The organism is Methylotuvimicrobium buryatense, from assembly GCF_005931095.1.
In the GTDB taxonomy this organism is placed as follows: domain Bacteria; phylum Pseudomonadota; class Gammaproteobacteria; order Methylococcales; family Methylomonadaceae; genus Methylotuvimicrobium; species Methylotuvimicrobium buryatense.
Genome location: NZ_CP035467.1, coordinates 1,442,992 through 1,462,162, shown reverse-complemented (window position 1 = coordinate 1,462,162; position 19,171 = coordinate 1,442,992). Strand labels below are relative to the sequence as shown.

The 19,171-nt window shown below is 46.6% G+C and carries 16 protein-coding genes; 6 read left to right on the top strand and 10 right to left on the bottom strand.

Annotated elements, in window-relative coordinates; translation table 11 throughout:
• Positions 1–99 precede the first annotated feature (99 nt).
• The 3 genes from EQU24_RS06645 to mtnC all read left to right on the top strand — a co-directional run bounded on the left by EQU24_RS06645 (position 100) and on the right by mtnC (position 3,095).
• The gene (locus tag EQU24_RS06645; RefSeq protein WP_017840240.1) at positions 100–720 is read left to right on the top strand and encodes a methylthioribulose 1-phosphate dehydratase; all 621 of its coding nucleotides are present in this window, start codon (positions 100–102) and stop codon (positions 718–720) included.
• Entirely contained in the window at positions 717–1,277 is a 561-nt protein-coding gene (locus EQU24_RS06640) for a 1,2-dihydroxy-3-keto-5-methylthiopentene dioxygenase (protein ID WP_017840241.1), read from the top strand. The genes EQU24_RS06645 and EQU24_RS06640 overlap by 4 nt, the downstream gene beginning before the upstream one ends.
• A gap of 1,143 nt (positions 1,278–2,420) precedes the next feature.
• Positions 2,421–3,095, top strand: a complete 675-nt coding sequence (gene mtnC / locus EQU24_RS06635; RefSeq protein ID WP_017840242.1) for an acireductone synthase — start codon at positions 2,421–2,423, stop codon at positions 3,093–3,095.
• Positions 3,096–4,175: 1,080 nt separating this feature from the next.
• On the opposite strand, the gene EQU24_RS06625 is transcribed toward mtnC, so the two are convergent.
• Positions 4,176–4,793 carry a FlgO family outer membrane protein gene (locus tag EQU24_RS06625; protein ID WP_017840243.1) on the bottom strand — a complete coding sequence of 206 codons (618 nt, stop codon included), beginning with the start codon at positions 4,791–4,793 and terminating at the stop codon, positions 4,176–4,178.
• Positions 4,794–5,826: 1,033 nt separating this feature from the next.
• Between EQU24_RS06625 and EQU24_RS06615 the strand changes: the two genes are divergently transcribed.
• Together EQU24_RS06615 and EQU24_RS06610 are read left to right on the top strand one after the other, a co-directional pair.
• Positions 5,827–7,482, top strand: a complete 1,656-nt coding sequence (locus EQU24_RS06615; RefSeq protein ID WP_017840244.1) for a L,D-transpeptidase family protein — start codon at positions 5,827–5,829, stop codon at positions 7,480–7,482.
• A gap of 26 nt (positions 7,483–7,508) precedes the next feature.
• Entirely contained in the window at positions 7,509–8,483 is a 975-nt protein-coding gene (locus tag EQU24_RS06610; protein ID WP_017840245.1) for a D-Ala-D-Ala carboxypeptidase family metallohydrolase, read from the top strand.
• Between the two features lie 313 nt (positions 8,484–8,796).
• On the opposite strand, the gene EQU24_RS06605 is transcribed toward EQU24_RS06610, so the two are convergent.
• The 7 genes from EQU24_RS06605 to trkA all read right to left on the bottom strand — a co-directional run bounded on the left by EQU24_RS06605 (position 8,797) and on the right by trkA (position 15,437).
• Positions 8,797–9,426: a MarC family protein gene (locus EQU24_RS06605; protein WP_017840246.1), complete on the bottom strand. Its 630-nt coding sequence runs from the start codon at positions 9,424–9,426 to the stop codon at positions 8,797–8,799.
• Between the two features lie 24 nt (positions 9,427–9,450).
• Positions 9,451–9,864, bottom strand: coding sequence for a hypothetical protein (locus EQU24_RS06600; RefSeq protein ID WP_017840247.1), 414 nt, complete (start codon positions 9,862–9,864; stop codon positions 9,451–9,453).
• Positions 9,865–9,950: 86 nt separating this feature from the next.
• Positions 9,951–11,321, bottom strand: a complete 1,371-nt coding sequence (locus tag EQU24_RS06595; protein WP_017840248.1) for a TrkH family potassium uptake protein — start codon at positions 11,319–11,321, stop codon at positions 9,951–9,953.
• Between the two features lie 4 nt (positions 11,322–11,325).
• Positions 11,326–11,979, bottom strand: a complete 654-nt coding sequence (locus tag EQU24_RS06590) for a potassium channel family protein (RefSeq protein ID WP_017840249.1) — start codon at positions 11,977–11,979, stop codon at positions 11,326–11,328.
• A 275-nt stretch (positions 11,980–12,254) separates the two neighbouring features.
• Complete coding sequence (locus tag EQU24_RS06585; protein WP_017840250.1) at positions 12,255–12,569, bottom strand: hypothetical protein; 315 nt, start codon at positions 12,567–12,569, stop codon at positions 12,255–12,257.
• Between the two features lie 34 nt (positions 12,570–12,603).
• Entirely contained in the window at positions 12,604–14,058 is a 1,455-nt protein-coding gene (locus tag EQU24_RS06580) for a TrkH family potassium uptake protein (protein ID WP_017840251.1), read from the bottom strand.
• Positions 14,059–14,069: 11 nt separating this feature from the next.
• On the bottom strand, positions 14,070–15,437 hold the full coding sequence (trkA, locus tag EQU24_RS06575; RefSeq protein WP_014148938.1) for a Trk system potassium transporter TrkA: 1,368 nt from the start codon (positions 15,435–15,437) through the stop codon (positions 14,070–14,072).
• A 202-nt stretch (positions 15,438–15,639) separates the two neighbouring features.
• Here trkA and EQU24_RS06570 point away from each other — a divergent pair, with 202 nt between their 5' ends.
• The gene (locus tag EQU24_RS06570) at positions 15,640–16,776 is read left to right on the top strand and encodes a fused response regulator/phosphatase (protein ID WP_017840252.1); all 1,137 of its coding nucleotides are present in this window, start codon (positions 15,640–15,642) and stop codon (positions 16,774–16,776) included.
• Between the two features lie 497 nt (positions 16,777–17,273).
• Here the strand turns inward: EQU24_RS06570 and EQU24_RS06560 are convergent, their stop codons facing one another.
• Both EQU24_RS06560 and EQU24_RS06555 read right to left on the bottom strand, forming a co-directional pair.
• Entirely contained in the window at positions 17,274–18,224 is a 951-nt protein-coding gene (locus EQU24_RS06560; RefSeq protein ID WP_017840253.1) for a fructosamine kinase family protein, read from the bottom strand.
• A 3-nt stretch (positions 18,225–18,227) separates the two neighbouring features.
• Positions 18,228–18,902: a transaldolase family protein gene (locus tag EQU24_RS06555; protein WP_017840254.1), complete on the bottom strand. Its 675-nt coding sequence runs from the start codon at positions 18,900–18,902 to the stop codon at positions 18,228–18,230.
• Positions 18,903–19,171: the final 269 nt, after the last annotated feature.

The window sequence follows — 19,171 nt, the reverse complement described above, 5'->3', positions numbered from 1 at the left end:
CTAAAATCGGCGAAACTGCTCAAACTGGGAATTGCTGTTAAGCATCCGTATTCAATTACCGGTAAAATAGACGCCAATTCATATCCATAAACAAATAGCATGACACTCGACGACGAATTTTCCGAAAAAGCCGGGCAATTAATCGAAGCCGGACGCTTTATCGACAGCAAAGGCTGGGTACCGGCAACTAGCGGTAATTTTTCCGCACGACTATCTAATGGCAACGTAGCTATTACCGTTTCAGGCAAACATAAAGGTCGACTGAGCGCCGAGGACATCATGCTTATCGCTCCTGACGGTACGTCACTTGACGGTAAAAAACCGTCAGCCGAAACACTATTGCATACAGCGCTGTATCAAAGATTTCCGGATACTCAAGCCGTTTTACACCCACATTCGTTAAATGCCACGCTCATATCCAAGCTATTTAAAACCGAGCTGGTACTCGACGATTATGAACTTTTGAAAGCGTTACCCGATATCGATACACATGAAACGCGCATCAGCATTCCCATTTTCGCGAATGATCAAAATATGCATAGACTTTCAGCTACGATCGATGCTTATATGGATCGACGCGAGTCAACTTATGCTTATATTATCTCGGGACACGGCTATTACACATGGGGCCGGAGTGTCGATGATGCGCTAAGGCATGTTGAAGCGTTGGAGTTTTTATTTGACTGTGAAATACGACTGTACGGAGCCTTAAACCGATGAGCGCCTTGACTATATACCCTGATAATGACCCGAATAACAGCAATACCTATCTTGATTTCAGCGATATACAAACCCGGCTGACACCACTGAATGTCCGTTTCGAACGTTGGAGCGCGGAATTCGTGCTTCCGGACGATGCCGACCAGGATGCTATATTAGAAGCCTATCGGCAACCGATTGACCGCTTACAAGAAGAATACGGTTTTCAATCCGTCGATGTTATCGGTATCAGCCCGAATCACCCCGATAAAGCGGCATTACGACAAAAGTTTTTATCCGAACACATCCATGACGATTTCGAAGTCCGTTTTTTCATTGAGGGAAGAGGGCTATTTTCCTTACATGTCGACGACGAGGTGTATTGCATTTTATGCGAGCAAGGCGATTTAATCAGTGTTCCGGCAGGCGCCAAACACTGGTTCGACATGGGCGAAAATCCGAATTTCCGATGTATTCGCTTGTTCACGACACCGGACGGCTGGGTCGCGAATTTCACCGGTAGCAAAATTTCCGAACAATTCCCCAGCTTCGACGACTATATTCAACAATTGGAGTAAAACTCTGACTCCCTTAGGAATGAGCTCGAAATAACTAGGCTATTCATTACCTCACTGTAACCATCAACCAGAAAAGCTGGATACCTATCGTTCCCACGCTCTGCGCCACTGCCATTAAGTTAAGGGAAGCCCGTCATTCCGCCATGGATGGCAAGCTTTTGAAGCACATTAGAGCCTGAATGCAAGCATTACTTATTTCTGTGATGGCTTAACTTAATGGCTGTGACGCTCTGCGCTCGTCGTTATACACAAGTACCGTTACACTTGCTGAACAGATTATATCGAATATCTGGGAACGGTGATGTTTGATAGGTCTCTGGATATTAAACGTCAGTGGCTTCGATAGTCGCGACGAAGGCGTCGCTCCCACAGCAGGGCGGCGGATACTCTGTGGGAGCGATCCCCTGATCGCGATTTCGAAGTCGGGTACGTTAGGGAACCATAAATGGTATCGAAGTCACATTATCTAAAAGAAGGCAAGACGGTATACCCTTTGCTTGTCAAATTTCGGTGCCGGGGTGCCCATCAAAGGACGCCGTAACTATGTCCATGTAGGCTCTATGATAGCATCCATGCTATCAAAGCCTTTGCGAGCGCCATGGATGGCGTGAATGTCGATTTTGCAGGAGCAAAATCGACCTAACACCCCGGCACCTCCATAGGCTAATGCCGAAATTTGAAGTGCGAAAGGTATATAACGACCTGATTAGCAAGTTTCTTCAGCTAAAGCCCAAAAACCAGCATATCCCTAGCAGGACGGGGTTTGCAACCCCGTTCTAAACGTTTTGACTTTGGCCGAAGTCAGCCGAAATGTTTAGGGCAAACCGAAACGTTGGGGACGGGTTAAATAACCCGTCCCGCAGAAGTGGCTAAGACTGGTCACTGCTCGGACAGTTGGCTTCGGCAAGCTGAAGCATCTTGCTAATCAGGTATAACGATGTGCGCTCTGCGTGGGAACCATTCAAAAAAGTTATTTTATCCTTGTGCCTTGCTGAAGATTCGTTCAACTGTGTTTGGTAATGAGGTATACCACCAAGGAGCACTGTAAATCCATTTCATGAGGCTTGAAGGCGCGCTGAGCGCCAACCTCGCTAAACCACACTCCCCACATTAAATTCTTCGTAATCCAAACATTAGACACTTATGATCACAACCATCGTCACTGATATTGAAGGTACAACCTCATCTTTATCCTTCGTCAAGGATGTATTATTTCCTTATGCCAGAGTCCATATTGCCGAATTCATTCGCAACCATGGTCACGAACCGGAAGTTAGCGAATTATTGCACGATGCCGCTAAGCTAACCGACGGCCCGACGAATACCGAAGCATTAATCGAACAAATGATTCGATGGATCGATCAAGATCAAAAGGTGACGCCGTTAAAATCCTTACAAGGTTTGATTTGGGAACACGGTTATCGTCAAGGCGATTTCAAGGGGCATATTTATGCCGATGCGGCTCAAGCCCTACGGCAATGGCACGATCAAGCGATCAAGCTTTATGTGTATTCATCGGGGTCGGTCTATGCGCAAAAACTTTTATTCAAGCATACCGAATTCGGTGACTTAACCTCGCTATTTTCCGGCTATTTCGACACTCACATTGGCGGTAAAAAAGAGCCCGCCTCTTATTCGGCAATCGCCGAACAAATCAAAACCGAACCGGAAAATATTTTATTTTTGTCGGATATTACCGAGGAACTTGAAGCCGCTTTAAACGCAGGGTTCAAAACATGCAGGTTAGTCAGAGAAGGAAAAGTCGATGACCAAAGCGATCACGACACAGTATCTAATTTTTTTGATATCAAATTGTAGCTAGTCAGCGTTATATCGGCATTGATTGCCGATATCCTGGTTTGTACGGAGGTCAAGCTACGCATTATCCTAAGGAATATGTACAAAATAACTGCTACAAGGTAAATATTCAGTCTCCTGGCAATTATCGTTCCCACGTCTCTGCGTCACTGCCATTAAGTTAAGGTAAGCCCGTCATTCCGCCATGGACTGGCGGAATCCAGTGCCAAGGATGGCAAGCTTTTGAGGCACACTAGAGCCTGAATGCAAGCATTACTTATACAGTGATGGCTTAACTTAATGGTAGTGACGCTCTGCGTGGGAGTGTCTGAGTACCTCTCCAGCGTTACGAGACGCTAGAGCGTCTCGGGCTGCATTCCCACGCTGGAGCGCGGGAACGATAGTGGGGGGTGAATAATTACTATTGAATTATACCGTTTGCTTGTCAAATCCCTAGCAGGACGGGGTTTGCAACCCCGTCCTAAACGTTTTGACTTTGGCCGAAGTCAGCCGAAATGTTTAGGGCAAACCGAAACGTTGGGGACGGGTTAAATAACCCGTCCCGCAGAAGACGCTAGAGCGTCTCGGGCTGCATTCCCACGCTGGAGCGCGGGAACGATAGTGGGGGGGTGAAAAATTACTATTGAATATACCCTTTGCTTGTCAAATTTCGGTGCCGGGGTGCCCGTCAAAGGACGCCGTAAATACGTCCATGTAGGCTCTATGATAGCATCCATGCTATCAAAGCCTTGGCGAGCGCCATGGATGGCGTGAATGTCGATTTTGCAGGAGCAAAAATCGACCGAACACTCCGGCACCTCCATAGGCTAATACCGAAATTTGAAGTGCGAAAGGTATAACTTCCTATTCTTCATGATCTTCATGGTGAAATGCTTTTTATAGGATTATCATTCATCGCACTGGATTCCGCGACAAATTCGTATGGAACGGATTTGCATTTACCCGAAGGGCTCCGGGCAGGATAGCCCGGAGTGAATCCCTGGCGGAATGACGCGTCGTCGCCTCTGGAGTTGACGGCAGCTCGAACGCCAAGGACGGCGGTGAATACGGATAAGGTATCAGAATGTTTGCCCCTAAGGCTCATTCAAACAAATCGAAATCATCCGTCGATTCATCAACCACCGGCATAGGCTCTTCTTCATCTTTTGCAGCCTCTTCTACCGGCTTAGGTTTCAGTAAGTTTTTGGCATCGGGACCCATCGCGATTGAATAATCGGTAGTCGCCACAAAATAACCGCTATCAATATCGACAACCCTTAGCGACACATAAGCGTTTTTCTTTCCCGGCGCAAAAGTACCGACTAACAAAGCTTGTGCCCCAATTTCGGCCAATCCGGCTTTGGTTTCATCGGACAACTGTAATATACCGGTATCATTTTTGACGAAAATCTCGGTCGGTAACTCCATACCCATGACACGATAACCTGAACGATGAAATGCCGATGCAATTTGATCGGAAACGATTCGACCGAACGAAAACGATTGACTCATATCATCCACATTAACTAACGAGTTAACGACAACCAAGCTTCCTCTAGGCAATGGCTGTCTGAGATGTGTCAATAACTCATCTACCGCATCGTAACTGACTTCCACCAAGTCGTCATCGTCGACATCCTGAGAATAATAAACCCTGTTACACCCACTCAGCGCGGTTACAGCCGAAATCAGCAAAACAATTGCCTGCTTTTTAAACATTAGGAATCTCCTTTTTAAATATGCAAATCATAAAAACTGAAAACCGTGTCGCAGTCAATGTTTAATCGACATATACCTTTCGCACTTTAAATTTCGGCAGTGCTAGAGGAGGCGCCAGGGTGTCCGACAAAGGCTTTGCCTACATGGACGTATTCACGGCGTCCTTTGGCGGACACCCAGGCGCCGGATTTTGATCTACGACGGGTATAATAAACAAATATTTATACCCTTTGTTAGCCAAATTATGCCATCGGGTTAACATCCCCCTAAGGCTCACTGCCATTAAGTTAAGGTAAGTCCGTCATTCCGCCATGGACTGGCGGAATCCAGTGTCATGGATGGCAAGCTTATGAGACACACTAGAGCCTGAATGCAAGCATTACTTATACTATGATGGCTTAACTTAATGGTAGTATCACCTAAGACTAGGTGAGGGATTGTCAACGTGTCCCCACAGAACACCTCGCCTCCCTCGATAAGTCGGCGCCAAAATTTAATGTATACCCTTTGCTGGTCAAATTTCGGCGCCGGGGTGTCCGTCAAAGGACGCCGTGAATACGTCCATGTAGGCTCTGTGACAGCATCCCTGCTGTCAAAGCCTTTGCCGAACACCCCGGCACCTCCATGCGTCAATACCGAAATTTGAAGTGCGATGGGTATACAAAAGGTATGCTTTTTAGGGTAAATAGCAGCCCTATAATAAATCTATACTCATCGTAGATCAAAATTCGGCACCGGGGACCCGTCAAAGAACGCCGTGAATACATCCATGTAGGCTCTATGCCAGCATCCATGCTGGCAAAGCCTTTGCCGAGCACCCCGGCGCCTCCTTAGGGACTGCCGAAATTTGAAGTGCGAAAGGTATATATGTATCGACAGAGTTAAGGCACAATACTTTCAATTAAACTTTCGAGCAATTATAGACCAGGTAGAACTGTTTCAAAAAATACTACTCTATTTATAATTGTCGAATCCGTGACAGGGTTATCCTAAACACCTTATTCATCCAACACCATCCGACCGTACGAAACCAATGAAACAACCATTGCATAAATTTTTAATTGCGCTAACGTCAATCGCTTTATTCTTGCCGGAAATATCGGCTGCCGAGGATCTAAGCGTTGCAGAATCGCTACGCGAGCGAATTGAATCCGCGACCGAGATTCTTGATCTTTCAATCGATAACCAGCCTTTAAACTCGCAAAAGGACCTCATTACCTTTTATTCGGACAGGCAATTTACTAAAGCTTGGCTTGCCAACGGTCAACCGACTCCGCAAGCTTATCAACTGATGCAAATACTGAATAGCGCGGATCAGCATGGTCTCAACAAAAGCAATTACCATGTCACGGCAATTAATGAACGCCTGGAAAGATTAAAAGCTCCACTGAATGAATCCGAAATCTTGATACTCTCGGTCGATTTAGACTTATTATTAAGCGATGCCTTTCTGACATACGGAACCCACTTATTACAAGGACAAGTCAACCCTCAAAAGCTCCAATCGAAATGGGATACCGGTCGACGTGCAACCGATATGGTCAAAATATTGTCCGATGCGATCAACACCAATTCGATTGAGCAAAGCCTCAATGAGTTAATGCCGAAACAACCCGGCTACCGATCTCTGGTGCAAGCATTGGCCGATTATCGTGCGATCAAGGACCGGGGCGGTTGGCCTTCGGTTACGGAAGGCCCTAGCCTTCGCCCTAACGAGAAAAACCCTCGCATCATCGAACTCAGAAAAAGACTGGCCGCCTCAGGCGATTTGCCTAACGATACCGTTCTTGACAGCAAAGAATTCGATCAGCCATTACAACAAGCAGTTAAATACTTTCAAAAACGCCACGGACTAGAAGCCGACAGCATTGTCGGAAGAGCCACGCTTGAGGCTCTCAATGTCGGTGTCGATCATCGAATCGCGCAAATTCGCGCCAATCTCGAACGTTGGCGCTGGCTTCCTGAGGATCTTGGCGCACGCCATATCATGGTCAATATTGCAGGCTTCGCACTTGATTTTGTCGGAAACGGCGAAGTCTTGCTGCACATGCCGGTCATTGTCGGTAAAACATACCGAGAGACTCCGATATTTACCGGCTCGATGACTTATTTGGTCATCAACCCTTCCTGGTACGTACCGAACAGTATCGCCGTCAAAGACAAATTGCCTATTTTGGCCAGGGACCCCTATTACATCGAACGAAATCACATGAAGCTTTACCGTGGCTGGGGGGCCAATAGAACAGAAATAAATCCATTATCGGTCAATTGGCGGCAAGTAAACCCGAATAACTTTCCCTTTCGCCTGGTCCAAAAACCCGGCCCCAAAAATGCCATGGGTAAGGTTAAATTCATGTTTCCCAATCCGCACAACGTTTATTTACACGACACATCGGAACCAAGTTTATTTAATCGGGTCGATCGTACATTCAGTTCCGGCTGTATTCGTGTCGGCAAACCTTTCGCGCTGGCAAACTTAGTGCTTGAAAACAATTCCCGCATGACGCCGGACGCCATTCGAGAGGCTTTCGACCAAAGCGATCAAAAAACCGTCACGCTGCTTAACCCGATTCCCGTGCATATCTTGTATTGGACTGCTTGGGTTGATTTGGAAGGTGTCGTTCAATTTCGCAGAGACATATACAACCGTGACGACGAACTCATCCAAAAATTACAAAAATCCTTTTAGCTCCCAACCACCTCCCAAAAGCATTGATGAAATTAAGCGCATTCTTGATAATCGTATTATTGACTTACTCCAACCTATCACAGGCAGGACATCATCGCAGCGAACGAAACAGTTTTTCAGTCACGATTCATTCTTTTTCGAAACATAGCAATAAGGACGAAACCATTCCCTTTAATACTCTTGGCATCTCTTTATTACCTAATGAGCGATTTATTCTTCAAGTCAAAACAAACAAACCCTCTGTCCCTGTAAAGTTTCAAGCCGAACAAGGCAAAACACGGCAACTTGCCCAGCAACAATGGCAATGGCAAGCGCCCAATAAGCCTGGTTTGACCGTTTTACGTTTGATTCATCCCATTAGCAAGGAAACCACAGAGCTGAACGTTTTTGTCATGGTACCGGCTAGCAACGTGAAAAATGGCATGTTGAACGGGTATCAAATCGGAAGCTATCCCCGCCTACCGTTTAAAAACATGACAACCTACGAAACGCCGAAAGGTTTTATCGAAGTCACCGAAGCCAATCAAGATACTAAGGTATCGCCGCATTTTACGATCGGCGAATTCCTTTCCCATCAAAAAGGCGGCTTTCCGAAATATCTGGTGCTGCGCGAACGATTGCTGCTCAAGCTCGAACACATTATTGAAACGCTGTACAGCAAGCATTTTCCGGTCGATTCGCTGCATATCATGAGCGGTTATCGAACGCCCTGGTATAACAAATCGCTCGGACAAGGCCCCTATAGCCAACACATCTATGGCGGTGCCGCGGATATTTACATCGACGTAAATCCCAAGGACGGCTATATGGACGACCTCAACAAAGACGGTAAACGCGATTACCAAGACGCCAAGGTTTTGATCGATATCATCGAGGAAATGGAAGGTCAATCTCTATACAACAAATTCGTCGGCGGCCTAGCGCGTTACCGAAAGACGCCACACCACGGCCCCTTCGTGCATATCGACGAACGCGGCTATAAAGCGCGTTGGAATGATTAAACCGATTCGCCGGAAAGTCTAAGTGAATAGTGAATAGTGAATAGTGAATAGTGAATAGTGAATAGTGAATAGTGAATAGTGAATAGTGAATAGTGAATAGTGAAATGATGCGGTTTTCCCACCACTTGTCAAGCGCCAATTTCACCTTTCACCTTTCACCTTTCACCTTTCACCTTTCACCTTTCACCTTTCACCTTTCACCTTTCACCTTTCACCTTTCACCTTTCACCTTTCACCTTTCACCTTTCACCTTTCACCTTTCACCTTTCACCTTTCACCTTTCACCTTTCACCTTTCACCTTTCACCTTTCACCTACCCCATCAAACCGCTCTGCACAATACCGTCGAAAACAAACTGAACCGCCAATGCCGAGAGTAGAATCCCCGAAATCCGGGTAATGACTTGGATGCCGGTAACACCCAAGAATCGATGAATTTGACTAGCCATTAACAAGATCGACAGCGTCAGCAACATGATAATGAACAATGACGACAAAACGACCAATTGACGGGAGAAATCGCCGGCAGAATCGGCCATTAGCAAAATAATCACACCCATAGCGCCGGGACCGGCAATCAGCGGAGTCGCCAAGGGAAAAATTGAAATATCATGCCTCAAACGGGCTTCATCGGTTTCCGCCGACGTTGTCGTAAGCGCTCCCGAAGAACGCGCGAAAACCATATCGAGAGCAATCAAAAATAATAAAATGCCGCCCGAGGTTCTCAAGGCAGCCAGCGAAATGCCCAAACTATTCAATAAAAAGTCGCCGGCAAACGCAAAGACCAATAAAATCATGGTCGCAATCGCGACTCCGCGAACCGCATAGACCTGTCGCTCCTTGGGCGTAGCCGAAGCTGTCATCGCGGTAAAAACGGCAGCCACATCCAATGGCCCGACCGTCGTAAATAAAGCGGCTAAAGCAACCGTTGCGGTATCGATCATAATGTTATCCGGGAAGGATTTACTTTAGTCGGTATAACTAACTTTTACCCCGAAATAATTCAACTCGGCTATCAGATTGAATTTCGCCGGCTTCTCTATATCAAGCAACTCGAAAATCTCTTTCAAGCGTCTTTGCTTTAGCTTTTCAAGATCCCCGTATCGAATCGCAAACAACATATTTTGCTTACCGGGCGGATAGTGTTTTTTGATTTCGTCTATTCTGCGATTTATAGTCAGCACAGCATTTTGCAGTAAAGCCAAAGCTTCTTGATTCAGCTTAATTACTTCTTTACCGCCGGTTAAAACGGCGAGTTTTTCCAATCCCTCCGATTTATGCGTAGGCTTTGCTATTGACGCCAGGCGCTTGCTTTTCCCTTTCGGCAATAAAAGCCCGGCTTCAGTGATAACAATCTTTGTTGAATTTTTACGAACTGCCATTATTTAACTGCTCCGATTATTCGGGTGCACCTCTCTCGTAGAAGCCACAGTATTTGATTCAGTAAAAACAGAAATCTCCACTTTGCCTAACCTACTTGGATATCTAAACTAGGATAGTTTATCCGTCTTGGCCTGGGCGTCGCTATGACATATACAAAAGTCAATGGGCCTAAACGCCCTACAAACATTAGAATCATAATGATCCATTGGCCGGTCACCGATAATTCGCCGGTAAGCCCTCTCGATAAACCTACCGTGCCTAAGGCGGAAACGACTTCGAATAAGACATCCACCAGCGGCGCTTGCTCCGACACCGATAATAAAAGGGTTCCGATGAATACCAAGACGATGGAAATCAGCGTAATCGCAAAAGCCTTCATGACAATATTCTGGGAAATTGACCGCTGCATTAATGTCACTTCGTCCCGCCTTCCTAGAAAGGCATAGATCGCCATAAAAATGACAATAAAGGTACCTAATTTAATGCCGCTTGCGGTACTCAAGGATCCGCCCCCGACAAACATCAGCAATAAAGTCAGCAAGGTAGTCGAGTCGCTTAGCGATTCGATCGGCAACGCGTTAAATCCTGCTGTGCGAGGTGTAACCGCCTGAAACCATGAAGCGATTAATTGACTGGATAAGTGAAAATTTCCAATCGTAGCGGGATTGTGCCGCTCGAATAACCAAACCATTAACCAAGATACCAGATTAATCATCAGAGTGCCGCCGATCATGGCTTTACTGTATATTTGCAGTTTTTTCCAACTCCGGATCTGCCACAAATCCAATAATACGACGAAGCCGAGCCCTCCAGTAATAAACAGCCCACTAACAACCAGGTTGACCGGAACATTATCGACATAACGCGTCAAGCTGTCAGCAGACAGGGCAAAGCCCGCATTGTTGAAGGCTGAGACTGTATAAAAAAAAGCCTCGTAAAGCGCCTTAACCCATCCATAATCGGTACTCCATAATACGGTCAGTAAAATTAATCCTACCGCTTCAATGACAAACGCAAAATAAATTACCGCAACGGCAACTTCCCAAATTTTGTTCATACTTGTTTGGTTCAGCGCTTCAAGTGCAAGGAGTTGATGCTTGATCCCAATTCTTTTTCCGAGATTCATCGCTGTCAAAATGGAAAACGTCATAAACCCTAATCCGCCGGACTGAATGAGCAAGGCAATGATGATTTGTCCGAACAAGCTAAAATCGGTGCCGGTATCAAGCACGACAAGACCGGTTACTGTAACGGCCGACGTCGCAGTAAACAGCGCATCAAGCCAACCAATCGCTTTATTGGTCGCGATCTCAAGTTTGAGCAAAAGAGTGCCCGCAGTGATTAATCCCAGATAACCCGCAACCAGAATCGCGGGGGGACTGGCTTTCAAAACAGCGTGAGAAAATTTTAACCGGTGTTTTTTAAAATGACGCTGCAATGTGAGCTTAGTACGCATCGAATTACATTAACCTCGGCACCAACTTTGTCAATGATGGCCTGTCTCCCGCCAAAATCAGCACATCGCCGCATTCGATAACAAATTGTTCGTGAGGGGAAGGATATAATTTCTCGCGCCGCTTGATCAAAAGACAAAACACCTGGTTTTTTACCTCTGATAGCAAGTCCGCCAATGATGAGCCTGAGAGTTTTTCAACAGCAGGAATTTCAACCACATACTGCCTGTCACCCAAAGTCATGTACTCCCGTACCATCGGATAATGAAGCGCTCGTGCCGTCCTTATCCCCATTTCCTCTTCCGGGTGAATAATTCGGCTTACGTCCAAGCTTTTCAAAATAAGGTGATGTTCTTCTGTCGTGGCTTTAACCCAAATATTCTTAATACCCAGGTTTTTTAAATGAACCACGCAAATCAAACTGGCCTGCATGTCCTCGCCGATTGCGACAACCACGGCATCATAGTAATCCAAACTCAACTCTTTTAAGACCCCTTCATCCGTTACATCGGCGATCATGGCATGACTAAGGGAATTCGCCACTCGTTCGATAACCTTTCTTTCGTTATCGACACCAATCACATCGTTACCCATCTTTGCCAATTGCAATGCCAGCGTCATGCCAAAACGGCCTAAACCAATGATTGCATACTGAGCCATAGGTTCTCCTCAAATGAACTTAAATTCGTTCGATCGTAATAAAGGGAGTAAAAAATGAAAGCGCGACTGATTACCTAAAGCGAAATTTTATCAACAGTAATATTGCTGCTCTATTGACAATCAGCAACGATCCCGTTTCTTTCGCGTGTTAGAAGCCGGGCATCGGTTTCCCGCATGGTTCTATGAGAGCCTTATTTGCTAAGCGATTCGGCGCCTTTTACAGCATTTTATGATTCGCATTAAGCCTCAATTCGAAAGCTTGCGCTTTACTGAAATTAATACAGGAACGGCGGCATGGTACGTGCGTTTCGGATTTTAATTTCGGAATCTCGCAATGCAACAATGAATTCCTGTAAGGTTTTTCTGGCGCTTTGAAGATTATATTCGTCTAATTCCGGTTCTTTCGTAGTCAATTTTGTCAAAAACCGTTCAGTATTTTGTTTCTTAGAGTTCAATACCGGCGCGCATTGATCAAAGGCCATTTTCGTACTGAGATTACCTTGCACAGATACATGCCGCAATTGCTCGTATTGCTTGCACGCATTCGCGAACTCCCTCTGAATATGCTCAATTTCGCTTCGGTTATTCATAAACTTAAGCCTAATTTTGTAGCTATTTACCCGTCTAGTATCGCCAGTATTTCGGCGAAAGCAATACCAAAATCGTAAATATTTCCAAGCGACCCAGCAGCATCGCAAAACAAGCCAACCACTTGACCGGGTCGCTTACCGTTCTAAAACTTGTCGCAACATCCCCCAAGCCGGGTCCGACGTTATTGATACAGGCCGCGACAGCCGAAAATGCCGTCACTTGATCGAGCCCTCCGGCCATCATCAATAGCATAATCACTACGAAGGATACGACATATAAACCGAAAAATCCCCAAACCGCCTCGATAATGCGTTCTTGCTGCACTTCCTTACCCACTTTAACAGGAATACTGGCATTCGGATGAATCAAGCGTTGGATTTCTCGGTCACCTTGTTTATAAAGCAACATTACGCGTATGACTTTCAAGCCTCCAGCCGTCGAACCCGCACAGCCGCCGACAAAACCGATAAACACCAGCATTACCGGTACCGGCCCTGGCCAGTTATAAAAATCGGTCGTGGAAAATCCGGCTGTGGTCATAAACGAGACGATTTGAAACATGCCATGCCGCATCGCATCGAACAACGAAAAATCAGAGATGCCTTCATAATACAAAATTCCTCCGACCACTGACCCCGATAAAATCATCAGTAGTAAATAGGTACGCGCCTCGCTATCCAATAGATAAACTTTCAATGACGCGCTTTGCAATGCTGCGAAATGTAAAGCGAAATTCATACCGGATACGGCCATAAAAAAAATCGCGACGATTTCTATCGCCGGATTTTTGAAAAAGCCGATGCTGTCGTCATGCGTCGAATAACCGCCATTAGCCGCCGTCGAAAATGAATGCCCGATCGCATCGAACCAATCCATACCGGCAATTCGATAAGCGATCGCACAGATTATCGTAATCCCTAAATAGATCACCCAAAGCGCCTTAGCGGTCCCTGCTATACGTGGCGTCAACTTACTGTCCTTGACCGGCCCCGGTACTTCGGCCCGAAACAACTGCATGCCACCGATGCCCAATACCGGCAAAACCGCCAACGCCAACACGATAACGCCCATCCCGCCGAACCATTGCAACAATTGCCGATAAAACAAAATCGATTTCGGCATATCGTCCAAACCTTCGAGAATGGTTGCGCCGGTCGTCGTGAAACCCGAAACCGATTCGAACACGGCATCGGTGATCGACAAACTAGGCGTATCGCCTAAAATAAACGGTACGGCTCCCATCGTCCCCAGTATCATCCAAAATAAAGCGACGATCAAAAAACCGTCGCGATGATAGAGTTGACGCTTTTCATTACGGAACGGAAACCAAAGCACGGCACCCGCCGTCAATAGGATCAAAAAACTTTGCCAAAACAATGATTCGGCTTGATCCTGGTAAATATAAGAAACCAACAACGGCAGGAACAGTGTGGTGCTGAACATCATCAACATCAGTCCGATGCTTCTTAAAACGACTTTAGCTTGCATATGATAGTCCGTTAAATGCGCTGAAAATAACTTTCAATATTTTTAACGAGTTTCTTATCCAGCGCGAACATCACGATATGATCGTTCTCTTCGAAAACCGTATCGTGATGAATCGGAACGACTTCTTTATTTCGAATCAAGGCGCCCAGCACGACACCTTCGGGAAGTTTCACTTCATCGACTCTAAGCCCCACGACCGATAATGAGCGGCCGTCTTCGTCCTTATGCGCTATTGCCTCGATAGCTTCGGCGCTCCCGCCGCATAAAGAGCTTACCCTGGCAACATCGCCTTTGCGAACATGTTTGAGTATATGCCCTAAGGTTTCCTGATTCGGTTGAACCACGACATCGATTTCACTGCCCGTCAATAACTTGATATACGAGCCATGATTGAGCAAACAAATCGTTTTTTTGACTCCCAGCTTTTTTGCCAAGGCGGCGGCAATAATATTGACGCCGTCGTTATTAGTAACTGCGCAAAACAAATCGGTCTTGGCAATTAGCTCATCGACGAGTAACGTTTCCTCGGTACAATCGCCCTGTAGTACCACAGTATTTTCGAGTTCGTTGGCAATTTTCTTAACCCGTACCGGGTCATGCTCAATAACCTTAACCTGGTGATTATGCTCCAGCGCCATCGCCAAGCGTTTGCCTATGTGGCCGCCGCCGGCAATCATGATCGTTTTGACCGGTTCTTCCAAGGTATGAAGTTCGGTCAATACTTTGCGGATTTTATGCCGCGGAGAAACGAAAAAAACTTCGTCGCCTTCGAGAATATCGGCCTCGCCATTAACCTCCAATGACTCGCCCTGTCTGAATATCGCCACGACTCGAATCTTTCCATTAGCGAGTTTTTGTTTGAGCGCCTTGATTTTTTTGCCCGTCAAAAACCCCTCTGGGACGGCCTTGATCGAAAAGAGCCTTACCAGTCCATCCGCAAATGAAGAAATATGTAAAACACCCGGGAACTTGATTAAATTATGAATCGCTTCCATCACAATCTGTTCGGGACTGATCACGATATCGATCGCGATACCATAAGGATTGAATAATTCGGGATGCTTAAGAAAATCGATAGCTCTTACCCGAGCGATCGTTTTTGGCTTGCTGTATAAAGTGTTGATGATCTGGCAAGCCAGCATATTGGTTTCATCCCGGTCGGTTACCGCGATGACGATATCGGTATCGCGGACACCGGCCATCTCTAATATACTGGGATGGGCCGCATTACCGGCTACCGTGGCAATATCGTAGCGTTCCTTCAACGCCGCTAATAATTCCGGTTTTCTATCGATTACAACAATATCGTTTTCTTCGCTTGCCAAAGCACTGGCAACGGACGAGCCGGTCACGCCGGCGCCTAAAATGAGTATTTTCATTAAATCATAAAGTCGTCATAGTTGAGCTAGTTCATGGCAAGCTCGAATTAAACCGCAACATCAAGGTAAACCCGCTCATTTTATAGCAATTACCGGTCTGCTTCGAGCCTTAGATTCCTTATTTTCTTGCCGGTTTTATAACGCGCAACTATTATTGACAATTGCGTCACAATAGTTCAACTCACACGAATCACATCAAGCCATGAAAATATTGGTCGTAGACGACATAGAGCAAAACAGACTGATGCTGTTTAAGCTATTATCGCGAAAAGCGCATCAAATCCTATTTGCCGAAAACGGACTCGAAGCCATCGAACAATTCAATCACGAACAGCCGGACTTAGTACTGATGGATATCATGATGCCGGTCATGGATGGCTTTGAAGCGACCGCCAAAATCAGAGCCTTGAATATCGATAAATGGGTTCCGATTCTTATTTTAAGCGCTGTCGACGGCGAGGATAATGTCGTCAAAGGCCTTGAGGCCGGCGCCGACGATTATTTGCCCAAGCCCATCAATCCAGCGATTCTCTATGCGAAGCTAACAAGTATCGAACGGTCGATCGAGATGCAAAACAGCATCATTGAAGGAAAGCGCCAACTCCAAGCTTACCAAGACCAAAATGAAGTCGAACAGCGTTTCGCGCAGACGATCTTCGATCGTTTGATTCATCAAAACGACTTACAAGACCCGCAGTTGAATTATTGGCTACTGCCAGCCAGACGTTTTAGCGGCGATTTAGTTTGCGTTAAACGTATCAGCCCCGACCGTCTCTATTTTATGTTGGCCGATTCGACCGGACACGGACTCGCTGCCGCACTGCCGACCATCATCGTCAACCAAGTCTTTCAAGGGATGACGAAAAAAAGATTATTGGTTTCTTGCATTGCTAGAGAAATCAACAATCGCCTAAAAAAAGAATTACCAGCCGGGCATTTCGTGGCATTAGCCCTAGGCATGGTCGATAACCGTAACCAATGGATTGAAATATGGAACGGGGGCTTACCCGACCAATGGGCTCTGGATCTTCAAGGCATTCCTATCCGTGCTTTCAAATCGCAACATACATTCGCCGGCGTACTGGACGATGACGAATTTGACGATGGCACAGAAATCTGGCAATGGCAGCAAGCGTGCGAATTATTTTTCTATTCCGACGGACTCGTCGACATTGAAGACCCTCTCTCCGAATGTTCCGGCCATGATTGGTTGTTGAAAACCTTAAAACAATCTACATCGGGACAACGAATACAAACCATTAAAGCCGAATTATCCGACTACATGCAAAACAATGAAATTCACGATGATATTTCTTGTCTATCTATTCAATGCCGTTAACCGATAAGGATCGAGCATGAAATATACCCTTTGCTTATCAAATTTCGGTGCCGGGGTGCTCGTCAAAGGACGCCGTAAATACGTCCATGTAGGCTCTATGATAGTATCCATGCTATCAAAGCCTTTGCGAGCGCCATGGATGGCGTGAATGTCGATTTTGCAGGAGCAAAATCGACCTAACACCCCGGCACCTCCATAGGCTAATGCCGAAATTTGAAGTGCGAAAGGTATAACTTAGACAACTGTTGGAAGGGGTTTGGTCAGCAATTCCCAATTTGGAGATCAAAAAGGGTGTGGGGTGTGCTTGGCGAGGATGTCGGCAGCAGGGCAGTTTTTTGCTCCTCGGCAATTACTGAGTTATAGAAAATGCCCATTTTTAACTTGATTTTGAACAGAGTATCTATATGGATGTATTCATGGCGCCCCCCCTGTATCAAGCGAGTTGCCGAACTCTCAACAAAAGCTCATAGCGCCAGGACGTTATTTATCACGAAATCCTAAATTTCAGCCAACAGCTGCCCGATCATCGTTTCGGCCCGGCTCAAGTAGCCCGAACCGAATAAATTGAGATGATTCAAAATATGATAAAGATTATAAAAGGTCTTTCGAACCCTATATCCTGGGTCTTGCGGCAAGACCTCGTGATAAGCCGCATAAAAATCCCGGCTAAAGCCGCCGAAAAGCTCGGTCATCGCCAAGTCTGCTTCGCTGTCCCCGTAATAACAGGCCGGATCGAAAATTACCGGTACCCCGCCGGTTGCGACAGCGGCATTGCCGCCCCATAAGTCGCCATGCAACAAAGACGGCCTAGGTCGGTAATCGTCGAACAAGGCATCCATATCCGCCAAAAGCCGCTCGCCTTGGCTTTGCAACCGGCCTCGATAACCGTTTTGCGCCGCTAGTCGTAGCTGAGACCCCAATCGCTGCTCGCGCCAGAAACCAGGCCAATCGTCATAACGGCCGTTCGGTTGCGGCGTGCTGCCGATCGTATTGTCTCGATGCCACCCGAAATAAGGCTGCTCCACACTATGCAGTAACGCCAATTGCCGCCCTAATTGGCGCTCGGAACGAGAACTCGACGGAGCGAACTCGATATATTCTAAAACCAGAAACGACCGCTGCTCGGTTTGCCCGCACACGACCGGTTCGGGCACCCGTATCGTCCGGGTGCCGGCTATTTCTCTTAATCCTTCGGCTTCGGCCTCGAACATATCGACCGCAGCCGGACGATTCAATTTTACGAAATAAGTTCGTTCGTCATTACGCAACCGGTAAGCTTCATTAATATCGCCGCCGCCGACCGGACGGGATTCCGTTACCGAAAAAGGCCGTCCGGTCGCCTGTTCGATTCGCTCGGCGATTACTTGCCAATTCATCGTCATTGTCGTCTCTCCGATTTGATTGAATTGCAGAAACAAAGACGTTACCGATCGCAACGCCGGATTCATGCGTCAACTTTCAAACGACAACTGATTACCAAACACATTGCACCAATCCAAATCGAATTGCGCGACCGCGGGATTCACCGCCGGATGCCCCAGCATTTGTTCGGCAATCTCGATCGGCAGAGTAATAGCGCTCACTCCCGCACTCAACACATCGAGTACTTGCCGAGTGTTCTTGAAACTGGCCGGCAACAATTTACACGGCAATTTTTGGCGATCGAGCAAATGTTGCAAATCGGCAACCACTTGCGGCCCATTCTCGCCCATCGCATCGATTCTATTGACATAGGGCGCCAGATAATCCGCTCCGCACAAAGCAGCTAAAAATCCTTGCTGAACGCTATAGATAGCCGTGGCCAGAACCGCTATCTCATCGGCTTTGATTTTTTTGATTGCGGCTAAACCCGCTTCGTTGGCCGGCACTTTCACGACAATATCGTAAGGTAAATCCTGTAAGCGTTTCGCTTCCTCGACCATGCCGTCGACAGTCGAACTAACGACCTGAACATGATAACGGGCTTCGGGACCGATCAATTCGGCCAAATTCAATAATAATTGATTCAAACCGACCCCGGACTTGGCCAGGATGGATGGATTAGTCGTCACGCCTTTGACCGGCAAGCAGTCATGAAAGCGAGCGATTTGCGCGATATCGGCGCTATCGAGATAGAGTTCGAACATAAATTTAAAAATCGAGTTGAAAAAATGACTGCTCGGCAGTCGTTATACCTTTCGCACTTCTAATTTCGGCGATGCTTAAGGAAATGCCAGGGATGGCAAGCTTTTGAATAGACTCTGCGGGACGGGTTTGTAAATTCATGCGCATCAAGCTAAAAACGTCCAACCCGCATCACGCTCTTTCCCAAGCTCCAGCTTCCTATGACCGACACAACCTCCGCACATTCTCAATCAACCCCGACTCGCTCGTTCAATCTTTCTTGATTGTCGGG